Origin of the sequence: Campylobacter avium LMG 24591, assembly GCF_002238335.1 — a bacterium.
GTDB lineage: Bacteria > Campylobacterota > Campylobacteria > Campylobacterales > Campylobacteraceae > Campylobacter_D > Campylobacter_D avium.
In genome coordinates this window covers 1049165-1076037 of sequence record NZ_CP022347.1, presented here as the reverse complement: position 1 = coordinate 1076037, position 26873 = coordinate 1049165, and the positions used below count along the sequence as shown (strand labels likewise).

Below are 26873 nucleotides of genomic sequence, written 5' to 3'. Positions count from 1 at the left end.
CAAGGAATGGTTTTTGTCTTATAAAAGTAAGAACATAAACATAAATTTATCGCCATATTCATACATCCCTTATTAAATTTAGGGCATTTTGCAAAATCTTGTTTTTGTGTGCTTGTAAGTTTTCTAAGCTGGAATTTAAAATTTGTATTTTTTCCTCTATTTTGCTTATAGCAAAGGTAATTTTTTCTTGCATTTCAAGCGGTGGCAGGGGGATTTGTAAGCCTCTTACTCGCTCTAGCGAAGCCCTATATTCTCGTCTAAAGCCAACTTTTTTGCCCTCATTTTCTAAAGCAAAGCTTAGAATCTTCGGCACTATATCATCGCTTGTAACACGCAAGATTCCGCAATGGTCTGTTGGATAAAATGCTGTTCCTTTTGGCATAAAGCCCACCATAAAGTCCCCATCAATCCCCCACAACACGCTATCACTCTCATAATCTTCTAAAAGTTCTTTATCAATATAACCAAAGGGCTTTTTGACATTTGCGCTATACACAGGGATTGTCCCTTGTGTTTGCAACTCACTATCAAGCACCCTTTTACCGATACTTAGACTAAACTTTTGTGTATTGCTTAGCCTTACTCTCTCCCAGCCCTTTTGTGGTGGGGTTGGGATAGAATCTAAAAGAGTATTTAGGCTAGGCACAATCCCAGCTTTTTCTAAAATTTTTGTGATAAAGCTTTGTAAAAAAGCTTTTTGTAAAAGTAAAAGGGCGGTGAGAGATTCTAGAGCTTTTAAGTTTTCTTTAAGCTCACTCTGTTCTCTCTCTTTGTTGCCCTCTAGTATGTCCTTTAGAATCTTAGCTTTTTGTGCCTCTAGACTTTCTAAGCTAGAATCTATAAGGTTTATTCTCTCTTCTACTTTGCTAATCGCAGATATTATCTTTTCTTGAGCCTCTAGGGGTGGTTTAAAAATAGTAAAGTTTTGGATTTCATCAATCCCGATTCTTGGCATTCTTAAACCTTTGGTATTTATTTCTTGCTTAGTTATAAAATCTGAAAGCAAAATATGTAACATAAGATTAGCATTCATATCATTACTGAATTTCAATCCTACTAACTCCGATGAGGCATACACTTTTTCATCTCTATCAGAATAAAATATTTTCTTTAAATATGGTCGCAATTTTGAATAATATACATAGCCTTTTTTGAGAATCAAAGAATTGCTAATAACCTCTTTTGGTGTGGCTTTTACTATTTCAAATTTTTTTCCGCCCTTTTGTATATTTTCAAGCCCTATATAAAAAAACTCCTTTTCACTCGGAATCTGTGATTGTGTATCTATATCCGCTATAACACTTTTAAGCCTTACTCTCTCCCAGCCCTTTTGTGGCGGGGTTGGGATAGAATCTAAAAGGGCATTTAGATTCAAAGGAGTTTGTAAAGCTTGCAAAAACTCTATTTTGTCATTATATGGCAAAGTTTCAATACTTTGAGGTGGCAAGGCGGCGGGGATTCTAGGCTTTCAAAAAGGATGGTGTAGTCTAGTTCTGTTTCTAAGGATTCTATACTTTTTACAAGGCTGTCAATGCCCCCCCCCGTAGCGAAATTTTCATCTATCACGCCGCTTTTGGCAAGTATAGCCTTTATTAGCTCTTGATACTTTTCTATACTCATTCTTATAGTTTGATACTGCTTTTCTACCTTTTCACACTCACTTACAATTTGCTTTTGAATTGCAAGAGGTGGTAGGGGGATTTGTAGATTTTTATACGCATTCATATCTAAATTTCTTAAACCACTCATACCGCTGCATACTGAAGGTAATACCTAATTTATATATGTAATTTAAGACCAAATGCAAATAAAATGGATTTATGTTTTTATTATTAACTCTTAAGCGATTTGTAAAATTTGAAAAGGAGTAAATCTCATTGCTTTTAAAGGTGAAAATGACGGCTCTACCAACTGCTTGATTATTACTTCCTCCTGATTTTTCTATGATAATATCCCCGTATTCTAATTTTCTTTTTTCTAATTGATTTATTTCGACTTCTAATTCTGGATATTCAGAATCTGCTTTCAAGCCACCTTTTAAATCAAAATTAGTATTTCTAATAATTTTAGCTTTTACATAAGGTGGCTTTTTACCTTTCCACAAACCGCCTATAAATTCACCTAAGTCCCCAAGCCTCACCAACTCATATTTAGAATTTGCAAAGGGATTAATAAGGCTTTGGGCAGAGGAGGTAAAAGGATTTAAGGCTATGCTTTTATCAAACTTTATAGAATCAAAGTTGATTAAATCAATCAATCTTTCCTCTCTAATATAGCCTTGTAAGCTTTCGTGTATGTTTAGATGAGAGAAAATAAAGCCTTTTTCTAAAGAAGCTTTAGAAAGCTTTTGCAAGAAATTTTGCAAGATATAAAAGCTTATTTTACTTTCATCAAATCTATCCCTAGGATTAAAAAGCGGTGTATCTATAAAGTTAATTGATGCATTTTTAGCATCTTCTTTGAGCTTGTAATGTATACCCTCATAGCCCTTTCTCGTACTCCATTCATAGCCTAGAAATTTCTTTTGGGCATCGTTGCTATCTGGTGCTTTTATGATGAGCGGGCTTGAATCTAAACAGTAACAAAAATACAAAAATTTTTCAGCCTCTTTTTCTTTGATAAAGTCTTGCAAACTTATGCTAGGAATAAATGGCTCTTTTCTTATCTTTTTATCATACTCTTGCTTTTCTTTTTTTATCATCACTTCATAAAAGCTTTTATATTCTTTAAAGCTTTGAAGTTCAAAAATCTTAGAATCCTCTCTTATACTAGCACTAAAAATTTGCTTCAACTCCTCAAGGCTTAGTCTTCTAAAATTTGCATAAGATTCTAAAGTAGCGATAAAATTATGATAGTTCTCATCTTGTAATTCTTGCAAAAAGCTATTTTCTTTTATAAGGCCGTGAAAATACTCATAAATATCATTTGCTTTAGTGGTATTTTGCTCTTTATCCTTGCGTATAGCAAAGAGTATAATAGGGCTTGTGTTTGTTTTAAAAAATGTCGCTCCGCCAAGCTTTAGAATAGCTATGATATTAAAATCTCTTAGCAAGATTTCGTTGGTCTGAACCTGTGTGAGTTCGTTATTATTAGTTAGTATTGAGTTAGGAAGCACAAGAGCTAAAAGTCCGTTTGATTCTAGGGCTTTTGAGGCTTTTTCTATAAAAAAGCATTCTATAAGTCCCGTGCTTAGAGAAATATTTTTATTATTTTTAAAAAGTAAAAAATCATTTCTTGAATCTTCATCTAAGGTAAATAAAAAGTCATCGACTGAATAGGGAGGATTAGAGATTATAATATTCACACTAGAATCCTCTATATTTCCTAGACTTAGGGAGTTTTGATAGAGGATTTTTATATTGTTTTGTCTACCATACATAAAAGAGGAAATGGTTGAGATTTTAGCCAGTCTTGAGTCTTTATCTATGCCCAAAAAGCTTGTTTTGTAGTTTTCATTTATCTTAGCGTATTCGCTTAAAAAATGTCCAGCCCCACAAGCAAAGTCAAGCACTTTAGAATCTTTAAACACAGGCAAAGAGTGAATCATAAAGCACACTAAGGGTGTGGGAGTAAAATACTGCCCCTCGTGCTGGGGCATATCGGCTATATAGCTTTCAAAAAAATCGCCTAAAAATTGACTGTGATTTTTATCACTAAATTTGACATTTTCAAGCATTAGCACGACTTGTAATAAAACTTTAAAATTTTCATCAAAAAGATTTTGATTATGCACTTCTATGAAGTTAAAATCACCATTTTGAAAATATTTAAGTTCATTAAAGATATTATGAATCTTTTGCCTACTTGGCGTTTTTTTTGTAATTTTCATTAAAAGCCTTGTTTATGTCCTCTTTTGAATAATAAGTGATGTCTTGATTGAGATACTCTTTCATACCGATTTGATAGAGTTTTTGTAATCTATCCACGAGATTAAAAGGTGTATCAGCACTATAACCAGCCCAAGAAAATTGCAAATCTTTAGGGTTTTCTATCTCATCAGTGATTTTGCAAAGAAAGATATTCATTATTTTATTTAAGGCATTGCCCTTATCGCCTATGGTGTTTGCTCTTAGTATAGTCGCCCATTGATGTCTTTTTTTGTGAATGTCATTAGAATCTATGCTTTTTAAATGCTCTAGCTTTGGTTTTATATTTGTGATTGTGTAACTTTTGATTTCCTCTTCAAAGATTCCATTTGTCTTATACTCTTTTGCGTAAGTATCACTCCAAATCCTAAAAATGCTTTTAACATCAGGTGCATTTTCATAGTCTTGCTTTTTATACTCCTTTAGATACTCCTCATTATCCTGCATAGTGATGATGTAGTTTTCATAGTTAAGAGTAGAATTTATAAAATCACTGGTATAAAGGCAGAGATATTTTACGTTTCTTTCTTGCTGAAAATAGCTAAAGAGTTGTCCGCCATTTTCTTGCATTTTATCCCACTCTTTTGCAAATTCGCTTTTTTCATTTGTTTTACTTGAAGTCTTGCACTCAATGATAAGGTAAGGATTGCCTTTGTGATTGTTTTCATAGCTAAGACTTAAATCCCGAACTAAAATATCCGCCTTGCCGCCTTTTTGTCTCTACCTAGATTCCAACGCGGCTCTAGCTCTAGGCTACTTGGTTTATAGCCCTTTTCTAGCAGTCTGTGCACACATTCAAAAACGACAAAGTTTTCAGGGTGGGAAAAATTACTCGTGGTCTCATCATGCCTTATAATCTCTTTTGGATACATAAGCTTTTTGTTTGTAAAATCTACGCTTAGAGAGGTATTTACATTTTCAAAATGCTTGGTATAAATTAATTTTTTAGAATCCTTTGTAAATCATAGAGATTCTAAAAGTGTTTTTAGATTTTCTTGTGTTATCATCTCCTACTCCCACTCAATGGTGCCGGGAGGCTTACTAGTAATGTCATAGACCACTCTATTTATGCCCTCTACCTCGTTTATTATGCGGTTGCTCACAGCTTCTAAAAATTCGTGCGGCAGGTGTGAAAAGCTAGCTGTCATTCCATCTAGTGCTTCTACAGCTCTTACACACACGGTATTATCATAGGTGCGGTTATCGCCCATTACGCCCACGCTTTTGACATTTAAAAGCACACAAAAGGCTTGCCAAACCTTGTCATACAGCCCCCATTTATGTAGCTCCTCGATGAAAATCGCATCTGCTTCGCGTAACAGGTCTAAATCCTGCTTCGTAACCTCGCCCATTATGCGTATGGCAAGTCCTGGTCCGGGAAATGGATGTCTCATAAGCATAGATTCAGGCATTCCAAGCTCCCTACCTAAATCCCTTACCTCGTCTTTAAAAAGCTCTCTTAAAGGCTCGATTAGCTCAAATTTCATCCATTCAGGCAAACCGCCTACATTATGATGAGACTTTATCGTTTTGCTAGGTCCTTTAACACTTACAGATTCTATCACATCAGGATAGAGCGTGCCCTGGGCTAGGAATTTTATCTCGCCGTTTTTGTTATGTTTTTTTGCCTCCCTTTCAAAAACCTTGATAAAGGTCTCGCCGATGATTTTACGCTTAGTTTCTGGGTCTTTTACACCCTTTAAAAGTCCCAAAAACTCCTCACTTGCATCTATTGTTATCAAAGGCACTTTGAGATTGTCTCTAAACATCTTCTCCACCGCCTCTCTCTCGCCCTTACGCAAAAGCCCGGTATCCACAAAGATAGGGATGAGATTATCCCCAATGGCTCTATATAAAAGCGTAGCCACAACGCTAGAATCCACCCCACCACTTACGGCGCATAAGATTTTGATACCATTTTCACCTTGAGTAAAGCCTGTGATTTTGCGGATTTTTTCTATCTCATAGGCTATGAAATTTTTCATATTCCACTCTGTGCTTGCCTTGCAAATGCCAACTGCGAAATTTTTTAGAATTTGCGCTCCACACTCACTATGCACGACTTCTGGGTGAAATTGCAAGGCATAAATTTGCCTTTTAAAATCTGCTATAACGCAGTAGTGTGTGTTGCCTGACTTTGCTAACTCGCTAAAGCCTTGTGGAATTTCTTCAACCTTGTCAGCATGAGACATCCAGACGATTGAATTATCTTTCACTCCTTCAAACAATGTCCTTGTTTCTTGGGCTAAAATTTCAAGTCTTGCCTTGCCAAATTCTTGCTCTTTTGCTCTTATAACCTTGCCGCCAAAATGATGGGCTATGTATTGCATACCATAACAAATTCCAAGCACAGGCACATCTAACTCAAACACAGCAGAATCAGGCTTATACGCTCCCTCTTCATACACACTTGCAGGACCGCCGCTTAAAATTATGCCCTTAGGATTTTTTGCCTTTATTTTTTCTATCTTTTCAAAATAGGGCACAATCTCGGTATAAACTCCAAATTCTCTTAATCTTCTAGCAATTAACTGTGTATATTGAGAGCCAAAGTCTAGGACTAAAATTTGCACTTCATTCATTATTTTCCTTTACCAGCGATTTAGATGTTTGTAGTGTTTGATTTCTATAACAGTTGAATTTTCGTCTTTAATCTCATAAAATGGGTCATCCTTGTATCCGCAAGATGTTATAAAGATTAATAAAAAAATTGTTATAATCAAGCCATGAAAAAGCTTAAAAATTCTAGTTTTATTATCGGCGAACTCATGAGTTTGACGCATTATAAACCTCTTAGATACATGATATTTTGCAAGGATTTCCTAGCTTCCATGATGAGCAAGCAAGAACAAGAACTTATAGAAAATATTTATATTTATAAGGATGTTTTTTATATTATCGCAAAGCACCCTGCAGCCTATCAGAATTTAAACCACGATAGTAGCAAAAAAAATATTAAATTTCGCATAAACTTATACGCTAAAACTTATCCGGAAAGTAATTTTGCTTTGATTAAAAATATAAAAATATACTCAAAAAATTACAGAGTTGAAAAAAAAATTCCACTCAAAAATGAAATCAAGACAAAAAATAAATACATAGAACTTGCAAAGCCAAATTTTATAAATCATTTTGCAAATCCAAATTTATTTGCTAGTTTTGAAGAGCTTAGAGAGCTTATTAAAAATGCTTAGAAAAGAGCTTGAGAATTTGCCTGAGTTACCGGGCGTGTATCAGTATTTTGATAAAAATTTAAAATTGCTTTATGTTGGCAAGGCTAAAAATTTAAGAAAAAGGGTTAGGAGTTATTTTAGCTTTAAAGATGAGTTGCTGCCAAATCCTAAAAATTCTTTAAGAATTCAAAATATGATATCACAGTGCTTTCATCTAGAATTTATAAGCACGAACTCAGAAGCTGACGCACTCATACTCGAAAATTCTTTTATAAAGCAACTAAGGCCAAAATACAATATCTTGCTAAGAGATGATAAGACTTACCCTTATATATATGTGGATTTAAATGAGGATTTTCCGCGTTTTAACATAACTAGAAAGGTGATTAAGAAAAATAAAATTCGTTACTATGGTCCCTTTTTTAAGGGTGCAAAAGAGCTTTTAAACGCTCTTTATCTTTATCATAAACTAAGGCAGAAAAATTCCTGCACTAAGCCTTGTTTGTTTTATCAAATGAAAAGGTGCTTAGCCCCTTGTGCGAATTTTATAACAAAAAAAGAGTATGAAAAAATTTTAAAAGAGGCTACAAATTCTTTGCTAAATCCAAATTTGTTGATAAAAAATTTAGAAAAGCAGATGTTTGCTTTGGCTAAAAATGAGTATTACGAGGAAGCTGCCAAGGTAAGAGAGCAGATAAAAACCATAAAAGAGCTTGACACAAAGATACAAATAGATATCGCAAAGCTTGAAGATTTTGATGTTTTTGCCTTTGCAAATGATGAGAAAAATATCTGCACCGCAAGGTTTGTCGTGCAAAATGGAAAATTAATAAGCGCTAAAACAAACATCAGCAAAAATGGACTAAAAGACATAGATAAAAACGAAATTTACACGCAGTTAATCTTAGAAAATTTCAACACAAACACACCCATAAATTCTACTAATATATATGTAAGAGATGATTTTGAGGATTTGCAAGTTTTGCAGGATTTGCTTTGCGAAAGATTTTCTAAAAAAATTTCGATTAAGGTTCCAAAACTTGGTGAAAAAAAACAAATTTGTGATTTGGCTTTTAAAAACGCGAGCATTAGCTTAGAAAATTTCAACAAACAATCTTTTTCTATCCTAGATGAGCTTTATACTTACTTTGGGCTTTCAAATTTCCCATCTTGTATAGAAATTTTTGATAATTCTCACCTGCAAGGCAGTGCCACAGTTGGTGCTATGGTGGCTTATAATGTTAATTTTTTTGATAAGAGCAGATACAGGCTTTTTCATCTTGAGGCTAAAAATGAGTACGAACAAATGAAAGAGCTTTTAAGCAGGAGGGTTAAGGCACTTGATAAGCTTAATGCGCCGGATTTATGGCTTATTGATGGTGGCAAGACCTTGCTAAATTTAGCCTATGATATAGCAAGCAGTGCTGGTTTAAATGTCGACATTTTAGCTATCTCAAAAGAAAAAATTTCATACAGAACAAAAAGAAGCAAGGGCGGTGCAAAAGACATTATACACAGCTTAAAGGGTGAATTTTCTTTTGAAGTAAGTGATGAAAAATTGCTATTTTTGCAAAAATTAAGAGACGAGGCGCACAGATTTGCCATTTCTTTTCACAAAAAGACAAAACAAAAGCAGGATTTACAAAGCTCAAAGCTTCAAAATTTAGGAGTAAGTAAAGCTTTCATACAAAGATTGCTTAATTATTTTGGAAGTTTTGAAGCTATATATGAGGCTGATTTTAACAGCATTGCACAAATTAGCAACGAAAATATTGCCAAAAAAATCACAAGCCTTCAAAATAAAGAGTGAGTGGCCTCGTAAATTCTTCTTGCTATGTAAGAATTATTCATAGTATATATGTGAATTCCATCTACTCCGTTTGTAAGCAAATCAACTATTTGCTCTATCGCATAAGCAATGCCAGCATCCACCATAGCCTTGTCGTTGTTTTCATACTTATGCAAAATTTGTTGAAATTTCTTTGGAATTTTAGCCCCGCACATAGAGGTGATTTTTAAAATTTGTCTTTTATTGGCAATTGGCATTATGCCTGCGCAAATTTTAGCCTTTATTCCTATGATATCGCAAGCTTCTTGAAACCTATAAAAATCTGAGTTATCAAAGAAAAGCTGGCTTAAAAGCGTGCTTGCTCCTGCATCAACTTTAATCTTTAAATTTCTTATATCCTGGGCAAAGCTTGAAGCTTCTTTGTGTTTTTCAGGATAACAAGCCGCGTAAATTTCAAAATCTCCATTTTGCTTTATATATTCAATCAAATCACTAGCATATCGAAAGTCTTTGCTAAGCTGATTTCCCTCTATATAATCCCCCTTAAGGGCTAGAATTTTACTTAGTTTCTTTTTCTTGCATTCGTCCAAGATAAGCTTTATGTCGCTTTTATTTAAGTGTATGCAAGGTAAGTGCACTATGCTTTGTGTGTGGTATTTTTCCTGAACTAAGCTTGCTAATTCTAAGGTATTTGAAGAATTCGCAGAGCCACCAGCTCCAAAAGTAACGCTTATGAAGTCTGGATTTAAATCCTTTAATTCCTCTAAAACCTTATAAATTTTATCTATACTATCGCTTTTTCTAGGCGGGAAAATTTCAAAAGAAAAACTTGGCTTATTCATTATCTATCCTTTTAAAAGCCCTATAATAGGGCTTGTTTTAGAGTTCTTTTCTTATCTCAGAGGCTGCTTCGCTCATATTTTTGAGACTTTGTATCACCTCTTTTTCGCCTCTTGTTTTTAGGCCACAATCGGGATTTATCCAAATTTGCTCTTTTGGAAGCTTGCTTAATATCGCTTTGATTGTGTTTTTAAGCTCATCAACGCTAGGAACTCTAGGGCTGTGTATATCATATACTCCAGGGCCTACCTCAGTTTTAAAATTATTTTGCTTTAAGGTGTCAAGCAATTCTAAATTTGACCTTGAAGCCTCAAAAGAAATAACATCAGCGTCCATCGCGTCTATTTCTTTTATAATGTCGCTAAATTCACTATAGCACATATGAGTGTGAATTTGAGTTTCAGGCCTAACCCCGCTATGCACCAAGTTAAAAGCAGGTATAGCCCAGTCTAAATACTCACTGTGCCAATCACTCTTTCTAAGAGGCAATTTTTCACGCAAGGCAGCCTCATCTATTTGTATGATTTTTATACCGGCCTTTTCAAGGTCTAGCACTTCATCTCTAATTGCAAGTGCGATTTGCAAGGTGCTTTCTTTAGTGCTAATATCCTCCCTAGGAAAGGACCAATTAAGTATAGTAACAGGCCCTGTTAGCATACCTTTTAAAGGTTTCTTGCTTTGCTCCTGTGCAAATTTACTCCAAGCAACAGTCATAGGCTTAGACCTAGAAACATCAGACCAAATTATCGGTGGCTTAACACATCTTGTGCCATAGCTTTGCACCCAGCCATTTTGAGTAAATAAAAAGCCATCCAAGCTCTCGCCAAAATACTCAACCATATCATTTCTTTCAAATTCTCCATGTACCAAAACATCAAGCCCGATTTCTTCTTGAAATTTAATACATTCTTTTATCTTTGTTTGATTAAATTCTGTGTACTGTGTGGCTGAAATTTTTTGTTGTTTAAAGGCTAAGCGGTTGGACCTCACATCGCTTGTTTGAGGAAATGAGCCTATGGTAGTAGTTGGTAAAATAGGTAGTTTTAAAGCCTCTTTTTGTATGCTTCTTCTTTGCTCAAATTCAGGCTTTCTTTTATAATCATCAGCCTTTAAGGCATTAACTCTTGCAAAAACAGCTTCGTTTTTTCTGTTATTTTCTTTAGAGAACAGTTCTAAATTTGCCTTAAATAACGCATTTTCTGAAAAATTATCACTAGATAAAATTTCCTTAAGCTCCTTAAGTTCTATCAATTTTTCCTCTGCAAAGGCTAGGTATTCTAGGTATTTTTTATCAAGTTTTGTCTCGTGCTTTATGCTGTATGGACTATGAAGCAAGGAACAAGAGGTGTTAAGCACTAAATTTTTTACATATTTTTTTAGCTCATTTACTGTATCTATAGTTTTTTTATAGTTATTTTTGTAGATGTTTTTTCCATTTACAAGGCCTGCAAATAAAATTTTCTTATCATCAAAGCCCTTTTTGATGAGGTTTAAGCTTTCTTTTCCTTCCAAAAAATCAAGCCCTATGGCGTCAAATTCAAGCTTTAGCAAATCATCATAAATATCTCTTACATCTCCAAAATATGTTTGAAGTAAAATTTTAACATTTGCTTTTTTGCTTAATAAATCAGTGTAAATATCCTTAAACAAAGCAATATCAGCAGAGCTTAAATCATAAACCAAATAAGGCTCATCAAACTGAAGCCATTTCACGCCTTCTTTATTTAACTTGGTCAAAAGCTCTATGTAGCATTGTTTCAACTTTGATAAAGCTTCGTTTTTAAGCCCATCGTTAGCGAAATTTATAAGTTTGTAAAAGGTAAAAAGTCCGCTTATGACAACCTTAGCTTCTATGCCAAGCTCTTTTGCTTCTTTATATTCATTTAGTATCTTGCTGTGATTTAGCTTTATTAAAGATACATCATCGCATTCAGGCACTAGATAGTGGTAGTTGGTGTTAAACCATTTTTTCATAGCTAGGGCTCTAACATCTCCCTTATCTCCTTGATAGCCTCTAGCTTGAGCAAAATACTCATCAAGGCTATCTAAATTTAGTTCCTTATACCTTTTAGCCACTACGCCAAAGATGTTTGCAGTGTCTAAGATATTATCATAAAAAGAAAAATCATTGCAGGAAATAAAGTCTATGCCAGCTTCTTTTTGGCTTTGCCAATGTCTTTTTCTTAAATTTTTAGCAAGCTCAAAAAGCTCTTCTTTTGAACTTGTCTGTTTAAAATACTTTTCAACAGCGAATTTTAGCTCTCTTAAAGCACCTATTCTTGGATACGAAATTACCGAATTTTGCATACTTATCCTTTCTTAAAAAAGTTCAAAAACTGAAAAGCTATTAAGAAAAGTAAGAAAGTGAGAAGTGAGAGTTTAGGCTCTTTTATCCAGTTTCTTACCGCTTAAAGCCTTCAGAAACCTGATGTAAAGCCTCTAAAGACTAAGTCTAACACATATTGCGACGCATTATAAACATAGCAAAAATTTGCATTCGACTAAGTCCTTTCATTTTTGAAAATAAATTGCACAATTCTATCTTTTTAATCTTAAATGTAACTTAATACATTCCTTGACAAAGTGTAATTAAATTTGGCATAATCACGACTTGTTTTTAAAAATTGCACTATTTTTGTAAGTCTCCTTAGCTCAGCCGGTAGAGCATCTCCCTTTTAAGGAGGGGGCCGTTGGTTCGAATCCAACAGGGGACACCATTTTTTCGGTCGCTTAGCTCAGTTGGTAGAGCGCCACCCTTACAAGGTGGATGTCATAAGTTCGAGTCTTATAGCGACCACCATTAAAATGTTGCAGCGGTAGTTCAGCTGGTTAGAATGCCGCCCTGTCACGGCGGAGGTCGCGGGTTCGAGCCCCGTCCGCTGCGCCATTTTTTAAGTCTCCTTAGCTCAGCTGGTAGAGCATCTGACTCTTAATCAGGTGGTCGTTGGTTCGATCCCAACAGGGGACACCATTTGGGATTAGACCCTTTCGTCTAGTGGCCCAGGACACCATTCTCTCTGTTTGGTAACAGAGGTTCAAATCCTCTAGGGGTCGCCATTTTCTTGGTCGCTTAGCTCAGTTGGTAGAGCGCCACCCTTACAAGGTGGATGTCATAAGTTCGAGTCTTATAGCGACCACCATTAAAATGTTGCAGCGGTAGTTCAGCTGGTTAGAATGCCGCCCTGTCACGGCGGAGGTCGCGGGTTCGAGCCCCGTCCGCTGCGCCATTTTGTAAGTCTCCTTAGCTCAGCCGGTAGAGCATCTCCCTTTTAAGGAGGGGGCCGTTGGTTCGAATCCAACAGGGGACACCACTTTAGAAAAGTTTTTAATGGCTTATTTACTCTTTATAGCTTGTATGCTTTTTATATACATCCGTCCTTTTTCTTTGCCTATCTGGTTTAGCTCCGTGCTTTTTGCCTTTTTGGCATATATTTTATCCTTGCTTAGTTTTGACGATATTATCTTTGTTTTTAGCATAGTTACTGATAGCACAGTGGCTTTACTAGCGCTCATACTTTTAAGCATGAGTTTTGATAAACTTGGCTTTTTTGCGCATTTAGCCTCTTTTATAGCCTTTAAAAAAATCTCATCTTTTTCATTTTTTTTGCTTTTAAGTATTTTAACTTCCTTTGTTAGCTTTGTATTTGCAAATGACGGAGCTATCTTGGTTTTAACGCCTATCATTTATATACTTTTTTCAAATTCTAAATTCTTTAAAAAGGACAAGGCCTCTTTGATATTTTTTCTACTTTGCCTTAGCTTTTTAAGCGATTTTGCCTCGAATTTATTTATCTTTTCAAATTTAACAAACATCATAACAGCAAAGATTTTTGACATAGCCTTGTTAGAATTTACGTTTTTTATGCTTGCGCCACAGCTTTTTGCCATACTAGCTTTTTTGCTTTTAGCCTATTTGCCCTTTAGAAAAAAGCTGCCTAGGTATTTGTATTTTAATGCAAAATTAGCAGGAGTAAAGAAAAAAGATATAGTTTTTTGTTACGCTTTGCTAGTATTTTTACTAATATTTTTATTTTTATCCTTGCTAAAGCTTTATATTAGCTTGCTTATCGCCTCTTTTATAGCCTTTGTTTATGCTTTTTTATCAAAGAAATTTAGCCTTGTTTCCTTTGTAAAGCAAGCTCCTTTTTCGGTGCTAGCATTTTCTTTGGGCTTGTTTGTGGTGGTTTTTACTCTTAAAAATGCCGGACTTTTAGAGCTTTTATCAGGCATTTTTGCACCTTTAAAAGATAGTTCTTTATTTTTGCAAATCTTTTCTGTGGGCTTTTTTTCAGCCTTTGCTTCTAGTTTTGCAAATAATTTACCCGCAGTTTTCTTAGGCGATCTTGCCTTAAGCTCTTTTAACTTGGATGAAGCTCGGACAAAAATACTAGCCTATGCTAATCTTTTAGCCTGCAATATAGGCTCAAAATTCACGCCCATAGGATCACTAGCAACCTTGCTTTGGCTTCATTCCCTTGCTAGATATGGCATAAAAATTTCTTTTTTAAAATACATAGCATTTTCATTTTTTATCACCTTTTTTGTTTTGTGTGCTTCTTTGCTAGGACTAAGCCTTAGCGTATTTTTACTGGCTTAAATTTTAAGGTAAATTTTAAGGATGATGTGAATTTGAACGAAAGTTACGCTGATTTTTACTTAGTAAAGAGCTTTAGTTTATAGCATTTTTAAGAATTTATCTTTTAGAATTTATTAAACACTTGATAGGAGAATTTATGCCTTTTGTTAATATTCGTATCACAAAGGAAAACGGCGAGCCCACAACAAAGCAAAAAGAGGAGTTGATAGCAGGAGTTACAGAGCTTCTTGCTAGAGTTTTAAATAAAAACAAGGCTTCAACAGTTGTAATCATAGATGAAATAGACACTGATAACTACGGCTTAGGTGGCAAAAGCATAACAAAGGTAAGAAAAGAAAACTCTTGAAATTAGCTGTGAAATTTCATCTTAGGTTTAATCGCAAGGGATTTGATTTTCTAGTATTTTATATTTTTATAACCTTTACTTTGCTAGAATTCAGGCTTTAGGAGTTATCATGAGACACCTTATAAGCACTAAGGATTTAAGCAAGGATGAAATTTTAGAAGTTTTTTCTAAGGCTAGAGAATTTTTGGACGAAAAGCCTAGAACTCTACTTAAGGGCAAGAGTATCACTACCATTTTTTTTGAAAATTCAACTAGAACTTTATCGTCTTTTGAAACAGCGGCAAAGAGGCTTGACGCAAAGGTATTAAGGCTTGATGTATCAAGGTCTAGTTCTAGCAAGGGCGAAACGCTTTATGATACTGCTGCGAATTTAGACGCTATGAATCCAAATGCCATTGTTGTTAGACATCAGCACTCAGGAGTTCCGGAGTCTTTGGCTAGGTATGTGAATTGTCCTGTTTTAAACGGAGGGGACGGCAAGCACGCACATCCAACGCAGGCTTTGCTTGATTTATTTACCATTTATGAGCATTTTAAAGCAGATGTTGAGGGAAAAAGAGTTTTAATCGTAGGAGATATTAAAAATTCAAGAGTAGCCGCCTCAAATATAGAACTTTTAACTCGTTTCAATCTTGACATAAGCCTTGTTGCGCCACCACATTTTATGCCAAATTTAGACATTAAAAAAACTTATAATATCAAAGAAGCCGTTGAGCACGCCGATATTATCATATCCTTAAGAACTCAAACAGAAAGACATCAAAAGCAAATTTATGGTTCTTTAAAGGATTATGCAAATGATTTTTGTATAAATAAAGACTTGATTAAAGATAAGAATTTAATAGTTCTACATCCAGGCCCCGTTCATAGAAATATAGACATTAGCGATGAGGTTTTAGCAGATAAAAGATGTCTTGTTTTAAAACAGGTTAGCAACGGAGTTGCCATTAGAATGGCTGTTTTATTAAAACTTATATTAGGCGAGGAAAGGTAATGAGCGCTTTGAAGTGGAATTTAAAAGATTTGTTTGAAAATGATGAGCTTGTAGAAAGTTCTATCAAGCTTTTAACAAAATCCAGTCTAGCTTTTAGAAATAAGTATGAAAATAAATTAAAAGATGTGTCCAATTTTGCTGAGTGCATAAAAGAATACGAGGATCTTTTGCAAGAAGTATCCCACATAATGAGTTACGCATTTTTAAGCTTTGCTAGCGATACAACTCAAGGTGCTTTTTATGCAAAATGCGAGGAAGAATGCAAAATCATAGAGGAAAATTTACTTTTTTTCGAGCTTGAGTTTTGTGCCTTAGATGATGAATTTAGCAAAAAGCTGATAGATGAAAATAAAGATTATTCCTTTTATCTTTCAAATTTGTTAAAAGATAAAAAACATAGGCTTTCAAAGCAAGAAGAAAGGATAATGCTTTATTTATCAAGCACCGGTGCTGACGCCTTTGCAAGACTTTTTGATGAGAGCTTGACTGAACTTAAGGTTAAATTTGAAGGAAAAAAGCTAGGCATAGAAGAAATTTTAAGTAAGCTTTATAGCAAGGATAGAAGCGAAAGAAAAAGGGCTGCCAAGAATTTTAGTAAAAAACTAAAAAAGAACTCAAAATTACTTGCCTACATACTAAATACCATAAGAAAAGAATTAAGAGTAAAAAGCACTTTAAGAGCCTATGAGGATGCTGAAAGCTTTAGACATATAAGCAATCAAATTTCAAGAAAAAGCGTTGATGCTCTTATAAAAACAAGCGAAGCAAATTTCAGTATAGTTGCTAAGTATTATAAGAAAAAGAAAGAGCTTTTGGGCTTTAAAGAATTAAAAGATTATGACAGATACGCCCCGCTTGGCAAGGATTTAAATATCAAATTTGATGAGGCAAAAGATATAGTTTTAAAGGCCTTTGAGGCTTTTTCCCCTTTGTTTTCTGATATTGCTAAACAAGCTTTTGACGAGCATTGGATAGATGTATATCCTGCAAACAACAAAAGAGGCGGTGCCTTTTCGCACTCAACCACTAAGAAAGCTCATCCTTATGTGCTTTTAAACTATACTGACAAAAGAAGAGATTTATTTACGCTAGCACACGAACTAGGTCATAGCATACATCAAAAATTATCCTACAAGGTATCTTTTTTAAATCAAGATACGCCTTTAACCACAGCCGAAACAGCTTCGGTTTTTGCTGAAATGCTTGTTTTTGACTATGTCAAGAAAAATTTGAAAAATGAAGAACTTTTAGGGCTTTATGCTAGCAAGATAGAGGATATTTTTGCTACCTTGTTTAGACAGATTAATTTTACTACCTTTGAGAGAATTATACATGCTAAGGACGCAGAATTAAGCGTGGATGAGATAAATAGCATTTGGCTTAAAGAATCAAAAAAGATGTTTCAAGATAGTTTAAGTCTTAGCGATAATTATAAGTATTGGTGGTCTTATATACCGCATTTTATACATAGTCCGTTTTACTGCTATGCTTATTCTTATGCGCAACTTTTGGTTTTAGCACTTTATGGGCTTTATAAGAGTAAAAAACTTGATAATTTCACAGGTCTTTACATAGATATGCTTAGTAGTGGCGGCAGCAAGTCTCCGGCTGAGTTGATTGCTAAATTTGGTTTTAATGTGGATGATGAGAAGTTTTGGAAAATAGGAATTTTAGAAATTCAAAATTTAGTAGATGAGTTTTTAAGGTTTAAGATATGAATGAATTTTTGTTTGAAAAAGCAGATTTTAAAAAAGTAATGAAAAAGCACTGTTATGAAGTTTTACAGCTTTTAATTTCAAAATCAGAGCATTTTCAAATAGTCTGTGACACTCGTTTTGTAAGTTATGAGCCCAAGCTGCCCGATTCTTATATAGATAGCAGCTTATCTTATATTATGTTTTATATATCTGATTACAGTGTAGAATCGGTGAATTTAAATGATAAGCTTATGAGCTTTTACGCTGGCTTTGGTCCTGATAATTTCACTACTTGCGTAACTGTTAAGCTTGAGGCCTTGCATAAAATTCAAATTCAAAGAGATATTGTTTTTATAAATCCATCTTATTATCATAATGAAGAGGCCGAGGACCCTTTAAAAAGCTCTATAGAAATGCTTTTAAAAAATGCTAAAAATCGAGACCTTATAAAAAAATGAGCATTTTTTCTTCCTTAAATGAGGCCCAGCAGCAGGCCGCCTCGCACATAGACGGAGCTTTGTTAATCCTTGCTGGGGCGGGTTCTGGCAAGACTAAGACTATAACTACAAGATTAGCGTATTTAATAGGTGAGGTTGGAATTCATCCAAGCAACACCCTAACCCTTACCTTTACAAACAAAGCTGCTTATACCATGAGAAATAGAGCCTTTGCCTTGCTTAAAAACAACACAAATTATCAGCCTTTGCTTTGCACTTTTCATAGATTTGGGCTTTTGTTTTTAAAGCTTCATATAGAAAAATTAGGCTTTGCTAATAATTTTAAGGTAATTGATAGCGATGATAGCAAGAAAATCGTTAAGGATTTGATAGATTCTGAGCTAAAAATAAGTCCAAGTCTAGCCTGTGACGCGATTTCAAATTTTAAAAATAGCTTGCTTACCGTTGATGATGCTTATAATATGCTTGATGAAAATAAAAAATATATAGAACTTGGCGATGTGAAAATTGAAAATGAAAAGCTTGTAAAAATTTATAAACTATATCAAGATAGTTTGAAAAAATACGCTTTTTTAGATTTTGATGATTTGTTGCTTTTAAGTTATGAGCTTTTGAAAAAAGATGAGAATTTCGCAAAAGAGCAAAGCAGGCTTTATAATTACATAACTGTTGATGAGTATCAAGACACAAATACCTTGCAGCTTGAAATTTTAAAACTGCTTTGCAAGGAGCATTCAAATTTATGCGTTGTGGGTGATGATGACCAAAGCATTTATTCTTGGCGTGGGGCAAGGATAGAAAATATCTTAAATTTCAGCAAGGATTTTAAGGACGCAAAGATTATAAAACTAGAGCATAATTACCGCTCAAGTGCTAAAATTTTAGCCGCTGCGAATGCTTTGATTTCGCACAATACCCAAAGGCACGGCAAGACACTAATTAGCACCAAAGAGGAGGGCGAGGATATAAGGCTTTTATCTTTTGATGATGATAGAAGCGAAGCCTTTGAAATCGCACAGCTTGTTAAAAAGGAATTAGCTCTTGGAACCAGGGCTAGTGAGATAGCTATTTTATACCGCAGAAATATACTATCAAGCCTTATAGATAATGAATTTAGAAAGCAAAAAATATCTTATAAGGTTCTAAGTGGTATTAAATTTCACGAAAGAATGGAGATAAAAGACGCTATTTCTTATCTTAGATTTATATCAAACACAGATGATGATTATTCTTTCTTGCGCATAATTAACAAGCCAAAGCGAGGTCTTGGCAAGGCCTTTATTGCTAAATTACAACACCATGCTTCCTTAAACAAAAGTTCTTTATTTGAGGCTATTTCTTACTGCGTGCAAAACCGACTTTTTACGGATGAGCTGTGCAAGAAGCTAGAAAACTTTGCCTCTAGTATTTTGTCCTTGCAAGCTTGCGAACTAAGTTCCATCATAGACGGCTTAGAAAGTGTTTTTGCCTTATCTGCTTGTTATGATGAGGATTATAAAAAAGAGAATTTAAAACTGCTATATAATGAAATGAAAGCGGCCATAGCTAAGAATAATTACACAAGTTTAAATGATTTGCTTAGTGATTTTTCCTTGCAAAGTGAGCAAGATGCTATGAGCGATGATGAAAACTGCGTGTATCTTATGAGCGTGCATGCGAGCAAGGGGCTTGAATTTGATGTTGTCTTTATCGTAGGTCTTGAGAATGGAAATTTCCCCATACATACTAGCAATGAAGAGGAGAGAAGGCTTGCTTATGTGGCCATAACAAGGGCTAAAAAAAGGCTTTATTTAAGCAGGGTTGAATACAGAAGCGCCAAAAGTGCTATGGTGGAAGCCCCTAGTATATTTTTGGATGAATTGGCTTTAAAGGCTGATGTTAATAAAGGGGATTTTAAAAAGGGCGATTTGGTGAAACATAAAATTTTTGGCATAGGTAGAGTTTTAAATGTAACAAAAGAAAATGCCGCTCAAGAATGCAAACTAGACATAAGCTTTGGCGGCATTCAAAGAAGCATTTTATCCTCCTTTGTAACGAGAATATGAATAAATTATTTGTAGCCTATAAACCAAGAGATATTAGCTCAAACGACTACCTGCAAAGGCTTAAGAAAAGATACAAGGTTGAAAAGGCAGGTTATGCTGGCACGCTTGACCCTTTTGCTCAAGGTACTTTGATTGTGGCTTTTGGAAGCTTTACCAAGCTTTTTCGCTTTTTAAACAAGGCTCCTAAAATTTATGAATGCACTATGTGGCTGGGCGTGAAATCCCTTAGCCTAGATGATAAAAATATACAAAGCATAGAAAAGATAAAAGAAGTTAGCAAGGATGAGATTGAAAGTGTGAAAGCAAAGCTTTTAGGAGAGTTAAGCTTCATACCGCCTGCTTTTTCAGCAAAAAGGATAAATGGCAAAAGAGCTTATGAATTTGCTAGAAAAAATGAAGAAGTAAAGCTAAATTCTTGCATAATGAACATTTACGACTGTGAAATTTTATCTTATGCTCATCCTTTTTTGAGTTTAAGATTAACAGTTAGTGAGGGTGCTTATATACGCTCTTATTGTGAGCTTTTTGCAAAGGAATTAAATATCAACGCAACCCTTACTCATCTTAAAAGGATAAAAGAGGGTGCTTTTGTGTATGAAAATGAGAAAAATTTAAATATACTTGATTATCTTTGTTTAAAAAAAAATTATATAGACGATATAAATAAACTTGAAAACGGTTCAAAGCTTAGTTTAGAGGACTTGAAATTTAAGGATGAGGCTATGTATTTTATCGAGAGTGATAAATATTTTAGTATAATTGAGCTTAAGGACTCTAAGATAAGTTATATATTAAATAAGGTTAGCAAATGTTGATTTTATCAAGAAAAGAAAACGAGAGCATAAGGATTGGTGAGGATATAGAAATCACCATTATCCAAACAAACAAGGCTTATACCAAAATAGGCATTAAAGCGCCGCAAAGTTCCATTATACTTAGAAAGGAACTTATAAATGACATTAAAGATGAGAATTTGCACTCAAAGCTTTCTAAGGATATTAAGCTAGATAATTTGAGCAAACGTTTAAAAAAATGAAATCTCACGCCAAGATAAATGCTTTTTTAAAAATTTTAGGACAAGATGAAAGGTCTTATCATCTTTTAAGTTCTAGATTTGTTTTGATAGATGATTTGTACGATGAGCTTTATTTTGTAAAAGATAAGCAAAATGAGGGCTTTGAGATAATCACTGACTTTGTTTGCAAGGATAATATTATAAATAAAGCTTATGCTGCATTGAGCAACAAGGGCTTTAAAAACGAGCTTGAGGAGTTTTTTAAAACTTATAGTTTAAAACTTGTTAAAAACATCCCTGTTTTTGCCGGACTTGGCGGGGGAAGTAGCAACTGTGCTACATTTTTAAAGATGATAAACGAAAGCTTAAACCTAAAGCTAAGCACAGAGGAGCTTATAAAGCTTTCTATTAGTTTGGGTTCTGATGTGGCCTTTTTTCTAAGCGGCTTTAAGAGTGCAAATGTAGGTGGGTGCGGAGAAATTATAAGCGAATTTAGTGATGATATACCAAAAATAAGACTTAAATTCACTGAGGTAAAATGCGATACAAATCTTGTTTATAAGGAATTTGATAGATTAAATTTAGCTTTTAAGCCGGATAAAAAGACTATAGCTCTGTATGAAACTTTAAGCACAAGAGAGCTTTTTGGCTTTGAAAATAAGATTTTAAATGATTTGTTTACTCCTTGTGTAAGTTTATATCCTAAAATGCAGGAATTTATGAGTGCTGGGTATTTCTTAAGCGGCAGCGGCGGGACTGTTTTTGAGGTTATTTTATGAAAATAATAGCTAGAAATAAAAAAGCCTTTCATGATTACAGTATCTTTGATAAATTTGAAGCCGGTATAGTTCTTAAGGGCAGCGAGGTTGTGGCTTTAAGGCAGGGTAGGGCGAATTTAAAGGATTCTTTTATAAGGATTATAAGAGGAGAACTTTTCTTGCTAAATGCTCACATATCTTATCTTAGCACTACAAATATGTACTATAAGCACGAGGAAAGAGGCGCTAGAAAGCTTTTAATGCACAGAAAAGAGATTGATAAACTCTTTGGCAAGGTAAGCCAACAAGGCTTTACTTTAGTGGCTCTTGATTTATATTTTAATAAAAAAAATAAGGCTAAAATAACAGTTGCTCTGGCTAAAGGCAAAACCTTGCACGATAAAAGGGAGGTTTTAAAGAAAAAGCAAGCTGATTTAGAAGCTAAAGCGGCTATGAAAAGCTATAAGTAAGGATTTTAGATGAGGAAATTTTTGGCATTTTTTTGCGTTTTTGTTTTTATTTCTTGTTCTAGTGATGAAAAAATGCAAGATGATTTTGCCTTTGATAAATTTAAAGAGGGCGAAACTGTTGTTTTAGACAATGTGCACGGTGGCTCTAAAACCATAGTTAGAACCCAAAATGGCTTTGTTGTTCAGGGCGAGGAAGATAAAGTTCTTATCTTTGATTTTTTTGGCACCTTTTGTCCTCCTTGCAAGGAGGAGGCCCCGTTTTTAACAGATTTATGGAAGGAAAATTCAAGCAAGCTGGTGTTAATTGGGCTTGATCATTTTGAGGAAGTTAGCGATGATGAGGTGAGGAAATTTGCACATGAATTTGGTGCGTATTATTTCCTAAGCAATTCGCCTAATAATAAAAGATTGATAGCGCAAATTTTACACGATATTGATTATGCAAATATGGAGCAATTGCCATTTAAGGTCATGCTTTATAAAGGCGAGTATCAAACTGTAAGTGATTATTACCGCCCTGAAAATGAAAAAGGGCTTAAGTATTATCTTGGCTCTGTGCCTGTATCTCTTATAAATTCTGATTTGCATAAGGTGCTTAATGATGAATGAATTTGAACAAGATTTGGATTTAAAGCTAGATGAACCTAGGATGTTTAAGGTTTTGCTTTTAAATGATGATGTTACTACCATGGACTTTGTGGTTGAGGTTTTGATGGATATATTTCATTATGATCTTGATAGCGCTAGTCGCATCATGCTTGAAATTCATCATTTAGGTAGAGGTGTTTGCGGGGTTTATACTGAGGAAATCGCACTTAGCAAGCAAAGACAGGTTATGCAAGCAGCAGCCAAGGCGAATTTCCCTCTTAAAGTGGAGTTAGAAGAAGAATGAAATACCGAGAGAATTTACAAAAATTCCTATTAAATGCAAAGCATTTTTCAGCTATTAATAAGCACGAGTTTATAACTTGCGAGCATGTGTTATTTGCCATAGTAAAGCTTAGTCAAGATTTTGAGCAAATTTTTAAAGAATACGCTGATGGCGAATTTGAGCTTTTAGAAAATGAGCTTAAAAACCATATCGCACAAAAAAATCAAATTTTAAACAAAGATATAGAGCCTATAAATTCTCTTGTCCTAGATGATATTTTATCCTCACTTTGTTCTAATGATAAAAGCCTTGAAGAGCTTAAGATAATAGACTTTTTAGAAGGCGTGAGTAAGGATAGCAGAACCTACTCAAAGGCCATATTAGACAAACATTTTTTAGACACTAAAAAAATTCAGTACTTAAAAAATAAAAACGCCTCTGATAATATCTTATCATACGCTAGCGATTTAACTCTTTTAGCGGCTGAGGGCAAGATAGATCCTTTGATAGGAAGAAAATTTGAGCTTGAAAGAATGATGCAAATTCTAAGCAGGAGAAAGAAAAATAATCCTATCTTAGTAGGCGAAGCTGGCGTTGGAAAGACTGCTATTGTCGAGGGTTTGGCCTTGGCCATACACGAACAAAAGGTTCCTGATAGATTAAAAGACGCTAGAATTTTTAGCCTTGATATAAGTTCTTTGCTATCTGGCACGAAGTATAGAGGGGATTTTGAAAAAAGGCTTAAAGATGTTGTAAATGAGCTTTCTTCCTTGCCTAATGCAATTTTATTTATAGATGAAATTCACACTATGGTGGGAGCTGGGGCTGCTAATGAGAGCAATACCGACATGTCAAATCTCTTAAAACCAGCACTTAGCAATGGCAAACTCAAGTGCATAGGTGCTACCACGTTTTTAGAATACAAAAATAGCTTTGACAAAAATAAAGCACTTTCAAGACGCTTTGCAAAGATTGATGTTGATGAGCCAAGCAAAGAAGAGTGTTTGCTCATAGTAAAGGGTTTGCAAGATAAGTACGAAGCTTATCATAAGGTGAAATTTGATGATGAACTTATAAATTCAACTGTGGATTTAGCTAAGAAGTTTTTTCCTGATAAATTTCTACCTGATTCTGCGATTGATTTAATAGATGAGCTTGGAGCCTCTTTTTCTTTAAAAAATACCAAAAAAAATAAGGCCAGCTTGAAGGATTTGGAATTAGTTTTAGCCAAGATGAGTCGTTCTCATAAAATTTTTGAGCTTGATGAAAAGAAAATTTTAAAAAATTTAGAAAACTCCTTAAAAGAAGATATTTTCGGTCAAGATGAGGCTATAAAAGAGCTTTGTTTAACTATAAAGCAAAGCTATGCCGGCCTTAAGAATGAAAATAGCCCTAGGGGTGTGTTTTTATTTACGGGCTCAAGCGGTGTTGGAAAAACTGAGCTTTGCAAGTCTTTAGCCTCCCATTTGGGCTTGAGCTTAGAAAGATTTGATATGAGTGAGTATGCCGAAAAACATACTATAAGCAGGCTAATAGGTGCTCCTGCTGGTTATGTAGGCTATGAAGAAGGCGGCCTTTTAAGCAATGCGATTAGAAAAAACCCTTTTTCTGTTGTTTTATTTGATGAGATAGAAAAAGCACATCATGATTTAAATAATACCTTTTTGCAAATTTTTGACAATGCTACCTTAACTGATAGTAGCGGGCTTAAGGTGGATTTTAGAAATACCATAATCATCATGACTTCAAATTTAGGCCTTAATGAAAGTAATTATATGGGTTTTTTAAATGAAAAGGATGCTAAAAGAGATAAGGCGATAAATGAATTTTTCGCAGCCGAGTTCATAAACCGCATAGATAAAATCATACATTTTAACGACTTAAATGATGAAATTTTGGCTAAGATAGTGCAAAAAGAGCTTGATAAACTTTGCAAAAAACTCAAAAATATCAGCATAAAAGCAGATGATAAAGTAAAACTTCAGCTAGCTAAAAAAGCCTACAAGAAAGAATACGGGGTTCGCTTGCTAAAACGCATTATATCAAGCGAGATATCAGAAAAATTAAGTGATGAAATTTTATTTGGTAAGCTCAAAAATGGCGGTTTGGTTGAGCTAAAATTAAACAAAGATGGAACTATCAAATTTATATTCTAGTCTTTTAAATTCTACAAAGGACAGCCCTGTTTTTTTGACTAAGGATTTAGAGGCTGATTTTATGCTTAAAGCTTATAAATTTGGGCTTTTTCCTTGGAGCACTGCCCCTGTTACTTGGTGGTGTCCTGATCCTAGAATGCTGCTTTTTCCAAAGGATATCTATAAACAAAAAAGCATAAAAAGATTTTTTAAGCTTTATGAACTTTCGCTTGATAAAAATACCATGGCATTGATAAAGCTTTGTGCAAACACAAGAGATATAAGCTGGATAGATAAAAATTTCTTAAAGGCTTATGCTTCTTTGATTGAAATGGGTTTTTTGCATTCTTTAGAACTTTATGAAAAAGATGAGCTTGTGGGTGGAATTTACGGGCTTATCATAGGCAAGGTATTTTTTGCAGAAAGCATGGTAAGTCTTAGGAAAAATGTCTCAAAGATAGCTATGATAAAGCTTTGTGAGCTTTTAGAGCCTTATGATTTTTTAATTGATTGTCAAGTTTATAACAAGCATTTAGAATTTATGGGTGCGAAAAAAAGCTCTAGAAAAGATTTTCTAGAACTCCTTAGTCAAAAGACAGAGGAAAAAAGCGGCTTTGAAAGCTTTAAAAATCTCATCTAAGCTTATTTCATATCTTTTTTTACATTGCCTAAATACCTATAAACACTAGGCTCCGATAGTTTTAAAAACTTAGCCACCACGCTAATTGCTCCTTTTACATTAAAAACGCCTTTTTTATAGAGCTTACTTATAATGCTTTGCTTTTGCTCTGTTGTTAGTAAAAAGTCAGATTCTAGGTATTTTACATCTACATATTGGGTTAAAATTTCTTCTATAGAGTGGTTTAAAACCTCTACATTATTATCATCTTCTTGTTTTAAATTTAAAATTGATGACATATCATCTAGCTTTTCTATATCTATTATCTTAGCTACCACATCTCTCATCTCGCTGGTATCATAGTTTATGCAAAGTATGCCCTCAAGCTTATCCTTATCCTTTATAAAAAAGGTAGAGCCTCTTACCATCTTATCTTTATTTACCATAGCCTTGTAACCGCACAAAAAATCCTTATCCAAATAACTTTTATTTTGCACTAGCTCGCTAGCAAAGGCTGTAAGAGGCGAATTTGTGGTTCTGCCGCTTACTTGATTATTCTCAATAGCAGCTATATAAGCACCGCTTTCTTCTATCACGTGAAAAACTACCTCATATCTTTTTCCTAAAACCTGTCCTAAAAATTTGCAAAGTTTAATAAAATGTTCTTTTTTTTCCGCTCTCATTTTGTGTTCGCCTTAAAAAATAAAGTCTAAACAAGGCTTGTATTTTACATAATAAAAGCAAATAAAATATAAAAAATATATTGACAAATTATTATTATAACGATAAAATAATATCGAAAAATTTATTTTTAAGGAGAGAATATGCAAAAATATCCAAAGGCTATAGGTCCTTACTCTGTTTATAGAGTAGTAAATGGTTTTTTATTTGCCTCAGGACAAATTCCAATAAACCCTGAAAGTGGCAACATAGAAAGCTCTGACATAAAAGAGCAAACCAAACAAAGTTTAAAAAACATCGAAGCTATTTTGAAAGAAAATAATTTAAGCTTTGCAGATGTTGTAAAAACAACTGTGTTTTTAACTGATATAAATGATTTTGCTAGTGTAAATGAGGTTTATGCTGAATTTTTTAAAGAACCTTACCCAGCACGCTCGGCCATCGCTGTAAAAGATCTGCCAAAAAATGCACTTGTCGAGATAGAAATCATCGCTTTTAAGGGCTAAAAATTTTTTAAGG

The 26873-nt window shown here is 34.3% G+C and carries 25 protein-coding genes, 8 tRNA genes and 1 pseudogene; 25 read left to right on the top strand and 9 right to left on the bottom strand.

Annotated features, from left to right (window positions below; translation table 11 throughout):
• Positions 1-58: 58 nt before the first annotated feature.
• The 6 genes and pseudogenes from CAV_RS05480 to CAV_RS08890 all read right to left on the bottom strand — a co-directional run bounded on the left by CAV_RS05480 (position 59) and on the right by CAV_RS08890 (position 6649).
• Entirely contained in the window at positions 59-1396 is a 1338-nt protein-coding gene (locus CAV_RS05480; RefSeq protein WP_157676330.1) for a restriction endonuclease subunit S, read from the bottom strand.
• 5 nt (positions 1397-1401) lie between these two features.
• A pseudogene (locus tag CAV_RS05475) lies at positions 1402-1710 on the bottom strand (hypothetical protein); the annotation flags it as partial.
• Position 1711: 1 nt separating this feature from the next.
• Entirely contained in the window at positions 1712-3829 is a 2118-nt protein-coding gene (locus tag CAV_RS05470; RefSeq protein WP_245807387.1) for an N-6 DNA methylase, read from the bottom strand.
• Complete coding sequence (locus CAV_RS09090) at positions 3801-4436, bottom strand: hypothetical protein (RefSeq protein WP_245807386.1); 636 nt, start codon at positions 4434-4436, stop codon at positions 3801-3803. The genes CAV_RS05470 and CAV_RS09090 overlap by 29 nt, the downstream gene beginning before the upstream one ends.
• A 440-nt stretch (positions 4437-4876) precedes the next feature.
• Positions 4877-6448 (bottom strand): glutamine-hydrolyzing GMP synthase, encoded by a 1572-nt coding sequence (guaA, locus tag CAV_RS05465; RefSeq protein WP_094325483.1) that lies wholly within the window; start codon positions 6446-6448, stop codon positions 4877-4879.
• A 9-nt stretch (positions 6449-6457) separates the two neighbouring features.
• Positions 6458-6649 carry a hypothetical protein gene (locus tag CAV_RS08890; protein ID WP_148131219.1) on the bottom strand — a complete coding sequence of 64 codons (192 nt, stop codon included), beginning with the start codon at positions 6647-6649 and terminating at the stop codon, positions 6458-6460.
• Here CAV_RS08890 and CAV_RS05460 point away from each other — a divergent pair.
• On the top strand, positions 6635-7060 hold the full coding sequence (locus CAV_RS05460) for a hypothetical protein (protein WP_148131218.1): 426 nt from the start codon (positions 6635-6637) through the stop codon (positions 7058-7060). The two genes, CAV_RS08890 and CAV_RS05460, sit on opposite strands and share 15 nt — an antisense overlap.
• Positions 7053-8849 (top strand): excinuclease ABC subunit UvrC, encoded by a 1797-nt coding sequence (gene uvrC, locus CAV_RS05455; protein WP_094325481.1) that lies wholly within the window; start codon positions 7053-7055, stop codon positions 8847-8849. The genes CAV_RS05460 and uvrC overlap by 8 nt, the downstream gene beginning before the upstream one ends.
• Here uvrC and metF read toward each other — a convergent pair.
• Both metF and metE read right to left on the bottom strand, forming a co-directional pair.
• Complete coding sequence (gene metF / locus CAV_RS05450) at positions 8834-9670, bottom strand: methylenetetrahydrofolate reductase [NAD(P)H] (RefSeq protein ID WP_094325480.1); 837 nt, start codon at positions 9668-9670, stop codon at positions 8834-8836. The genes uvrC and metF overlap by 16 nt on opposite strands.
• A gap of 37 nt (positions 9671-9707) precedes the next feature.
• A complete protein-coding gene (gene metE / locus CAV_RS05445; protein WP_094325479.1) occupies positions 9708-11975 on the bottom strand; it encodes a 5-methyltetrahydropteroyltriglutamate--homocysteine S-methyltransferase in 2268 nt (755 codons plus the stop codon).
• Positions 11976-12309: 334 nt separating this feature from the next.
• Here metE and CAV_RS05440 point away from each other — a divergent pair.
• The 22 genes from CAV_RS05440 to aat all read left to right on the top strand — a co-directional run bounded on the left by CAV_RS05440 (position 12310) and on the right by aat (position 25694).
• A tRNA-Lys gene (locus CAV_RS05440) sits at positions 12310-12385 on the top strand.
• Between the two features lie 7 nt (positions 12386-12392).
• Positions 12393-12468 (top strand) — tRNA-Val (locus CAV_RS05435).
• A 10-nt stretch (positions 12469-12478) separates the two neighbouring features.
• Positions 12479-12555 (top strand) — tRNA-Asp (locus CAV_RS05430).
• A gap of 8 nt (positions 12556-12563) precedes the next feature.
• Positions 12564-12639 (top strand) — tRNA-Lys (locus tag CAV_RS05425).
• Between the two features lie 10 nt (positions 12640-12649).
• Positions 12650-12725: transfer RNA gene (locus CAV_RS08885), tRNA-Glu, on the top strand.
• Between the two features lie 7 nt (positions 12726-12732).
• A tRNA-Val gene (locus CAV_RS05420) sits at positions 12733-12808 on the top strand.
• A gap of 10 nt (positions 12809-12818) precedes the next feature.
• A tRNA-Asp gene (locus tag CAV_RS05415) sits at positions 12819-12895 on the top strand.
• Positions 12896-12903: 8 nt separating this feature from the next.
• Positions 12904-12979, top strand: a tRNA-Lys gene (locus tag CAV_RS05410).
• Positions 12980-12996: 17 nt separating this feature from the next.
• Entirely contained in the window at positions 12997-14265 is a 1269-nt protein-coding gene (locus CAV_RS05405; protein WP_094325478.1) for an ArsB/NhaD family transporter, read from the top strand.
• 136 nt (positions 14266-14401) lie between these two features.
• Positions 14402-14611 carry a 2-hydroxymuconate tautomerase family protein gene (locus tag CAV_RS05400; protein WP_094325477.1) on the top strand — a complete coding sequence of 70 codons (210 nt, stop codon included), beginning with the start codon at positions 14402-14404 and terminating at the stop codon, positions 14609-14611.
• Positions 14612-14720: 109 nt separating this feature from the next.
• On the top strand, positions 14721-15605 hold the full coding sequence (locus CAV_RS05395; protein ID WP_094325476.1) for an aspartate carbamoyltransferase catalytic subunit: 885 nt from the start codon (positions 14721-14723) through the stop codon (positions 15603-15605).
• Positions 15605-17323 carry a M3 family oligoendopeptidase gene (locus CAV_RS05390; protein WP_094752831.1) on the top strand — a complete coding sequence of 573 codons (1719 nt, stop codon included), beginning with the start codon at positions 15605-15607 and terminating at the stop codon, positions 17321-17323. The genes CAV_RS05395 and CAV_RS05390 overlap by 1 nt, the downstream gene beginning before the upstream one ends.
• Positions 17320-17760 (top strand): hypothetical protein, encoded by a 441-nt coding sequence (locus tag CAV_RS05385; RefSeq protein ID WP_094325475.1) that lies wholly within the window; start codon positions 17320-17322, stop codon positions 17758-17760. The genes CAV_RS05390 and CAV_RS05385 overlap by 4 nt, the downstream gene beginning before the upstream one ends.
• Positions 17757-19805 (top strand): ATP-dependent helicase, encoded by a 2049-nt coding sequence (locus CAV_RS05380; protein WP_094325474.1) that lies wholly within the window; start codon positions 17757-17759, stop codon positions 19803-19805. The genes CAV_RS05385 and CAV_RS05380 overlap by 4 nt, the downstream gene beginning before the upstream one ends.
• Positions 19802-20620: a tRNA pseudouridine(55) synthase TruB gene (gene truB, locus CAV_RS05375; RefSeq protein WP_094325473.1), complete on the top strand. Its 819-nt coding sequence runs from the start codon at positions 19802-19804 to the stop codon at positions 20618-20620. Before CAV_RS05380 ends, truB begins: the two co-directional genes overlap by 4 nt.
• Positions 20614-20841 (top strand): carbon storage regulator, encoded by a 228-nt coding sequence (locus CAV_RS05370; protein WP_094325472.1) that lies wholly within the window; start codon positions 20614-20616, stop codon positions 20839-20841. The genes truB and CAV_RS05370 overlap by 7 nt, the downstream gene beginning before the upstream one ends.
• The gene (locus CAV_RS05365) at positions 20838-21599 is read left to right on the top strand and encodes a 4-(cytidine 5'-diphospho)-2-C-methyl-D-erythritol kinase (protein WP_094325471.1); all 762 of its coding nucleotides are present in this window, start codon (positions 20838-20840) and stop codon (positions 21597-21599) included. Before CAV_RS05370 ends, CAV_RS05365 begins: the two co-directional genes overlap by 4 nt.
• Positions 21596-22048: an SsrA-binding protein SmpB gene (gene smpB, locus CAV_RS05360; protein ID WP_094325470.1), complete on the top strand. Its 453-nt coding sequence runs from the start codon at positions 21596-21598 to the stop codon at positions 22046-22048. The genes CAV_RS05365 and smpB overlap by 4 nt, the downstream gene beginning before the upstream one ends.
• Before the next feature lie 9 nt (positions 22049-22057).
• Positions 22058-22657: a TlpA disulfide reductase family protein gene (locus CAV_RS05355; protein WP_094325469.1), complete on the top strand. Its 600-nt coding sequence runs from the start codon at positions 22058-22060 to the stop codon at positions 22655-22657.
• Positions 22650-22940 (top strand): ATP-dependent Clp protease adaptor ClpS, encoded by a 291-nt coding sequence (locus CAV_RS05350; protein ID WP_094325468.1) that lies wholly within the window; start codon positions 22650-22652, stop codon positions 22938-22940. The genes CAV_RS05355 and CAV_RS05350 overlap by 8 nt, the downstream gene beginning before the upstream one ends.
• On the top strand, positions 22937-25075 hold the full coding sequence (locus CAV_RS05345; protein WP_094325467.1) for an AAA family ATPase: 2139 nt from the start codon (positions 22937-22939) through the stop codon (positions 25073-25075). The genes CAV_RS05350 and CAV_RS05345 overlap by 4 nt, the downstream gene beginning before the upstream one ends.
• Positions 25050-25694, top strand: coding sequence for a leucyl/phenylalanyl-tRNA--protein transferase (gene aat / locus CAV_RS05340; protein ID WP_094325466.1), 645 nt, complete (start codon positions 25050-25052; stop codon positions 25692-25694). Before CAV_RS05345 ends, aat begins: the two co-directional genes overlap by 26 nt.
• Positions 25695-25696: 2 nt before the next feature.
• On the opposite strand, the gene CAV_RS05335 is transcribed toward aat, so the two are convergent.
• The gene (locus tag CAV_RS05335; protein ID WP_094752830.1) at positions 25697-26356 is read right to left on the bottom strand and encodes a helix-turn-helix transcriptional regulator; all 660 of its coding nucleotides are present in this window, start codon (positions 26354-26356) and stop codon (positions 25697-25699) included.
• Between the two features lie 141 nt (positions 26357-26497).
• On the opposite strand from CAV_RS05335, the gene CAV_RS05330 reads away from it, so the two are divergent.
• Positions 26498-26860: a RidA family protein gene (locus tag CAV_RS05330; RefSeq protein WP_094325464.1), complete on the top strand. Its 363-nt coding sequence runs from the start codon at positions 26498-26500 to the stop codon at positions 26858-26860.
• Positions 26861-26873: the final 13 nt, after the last annotated feature.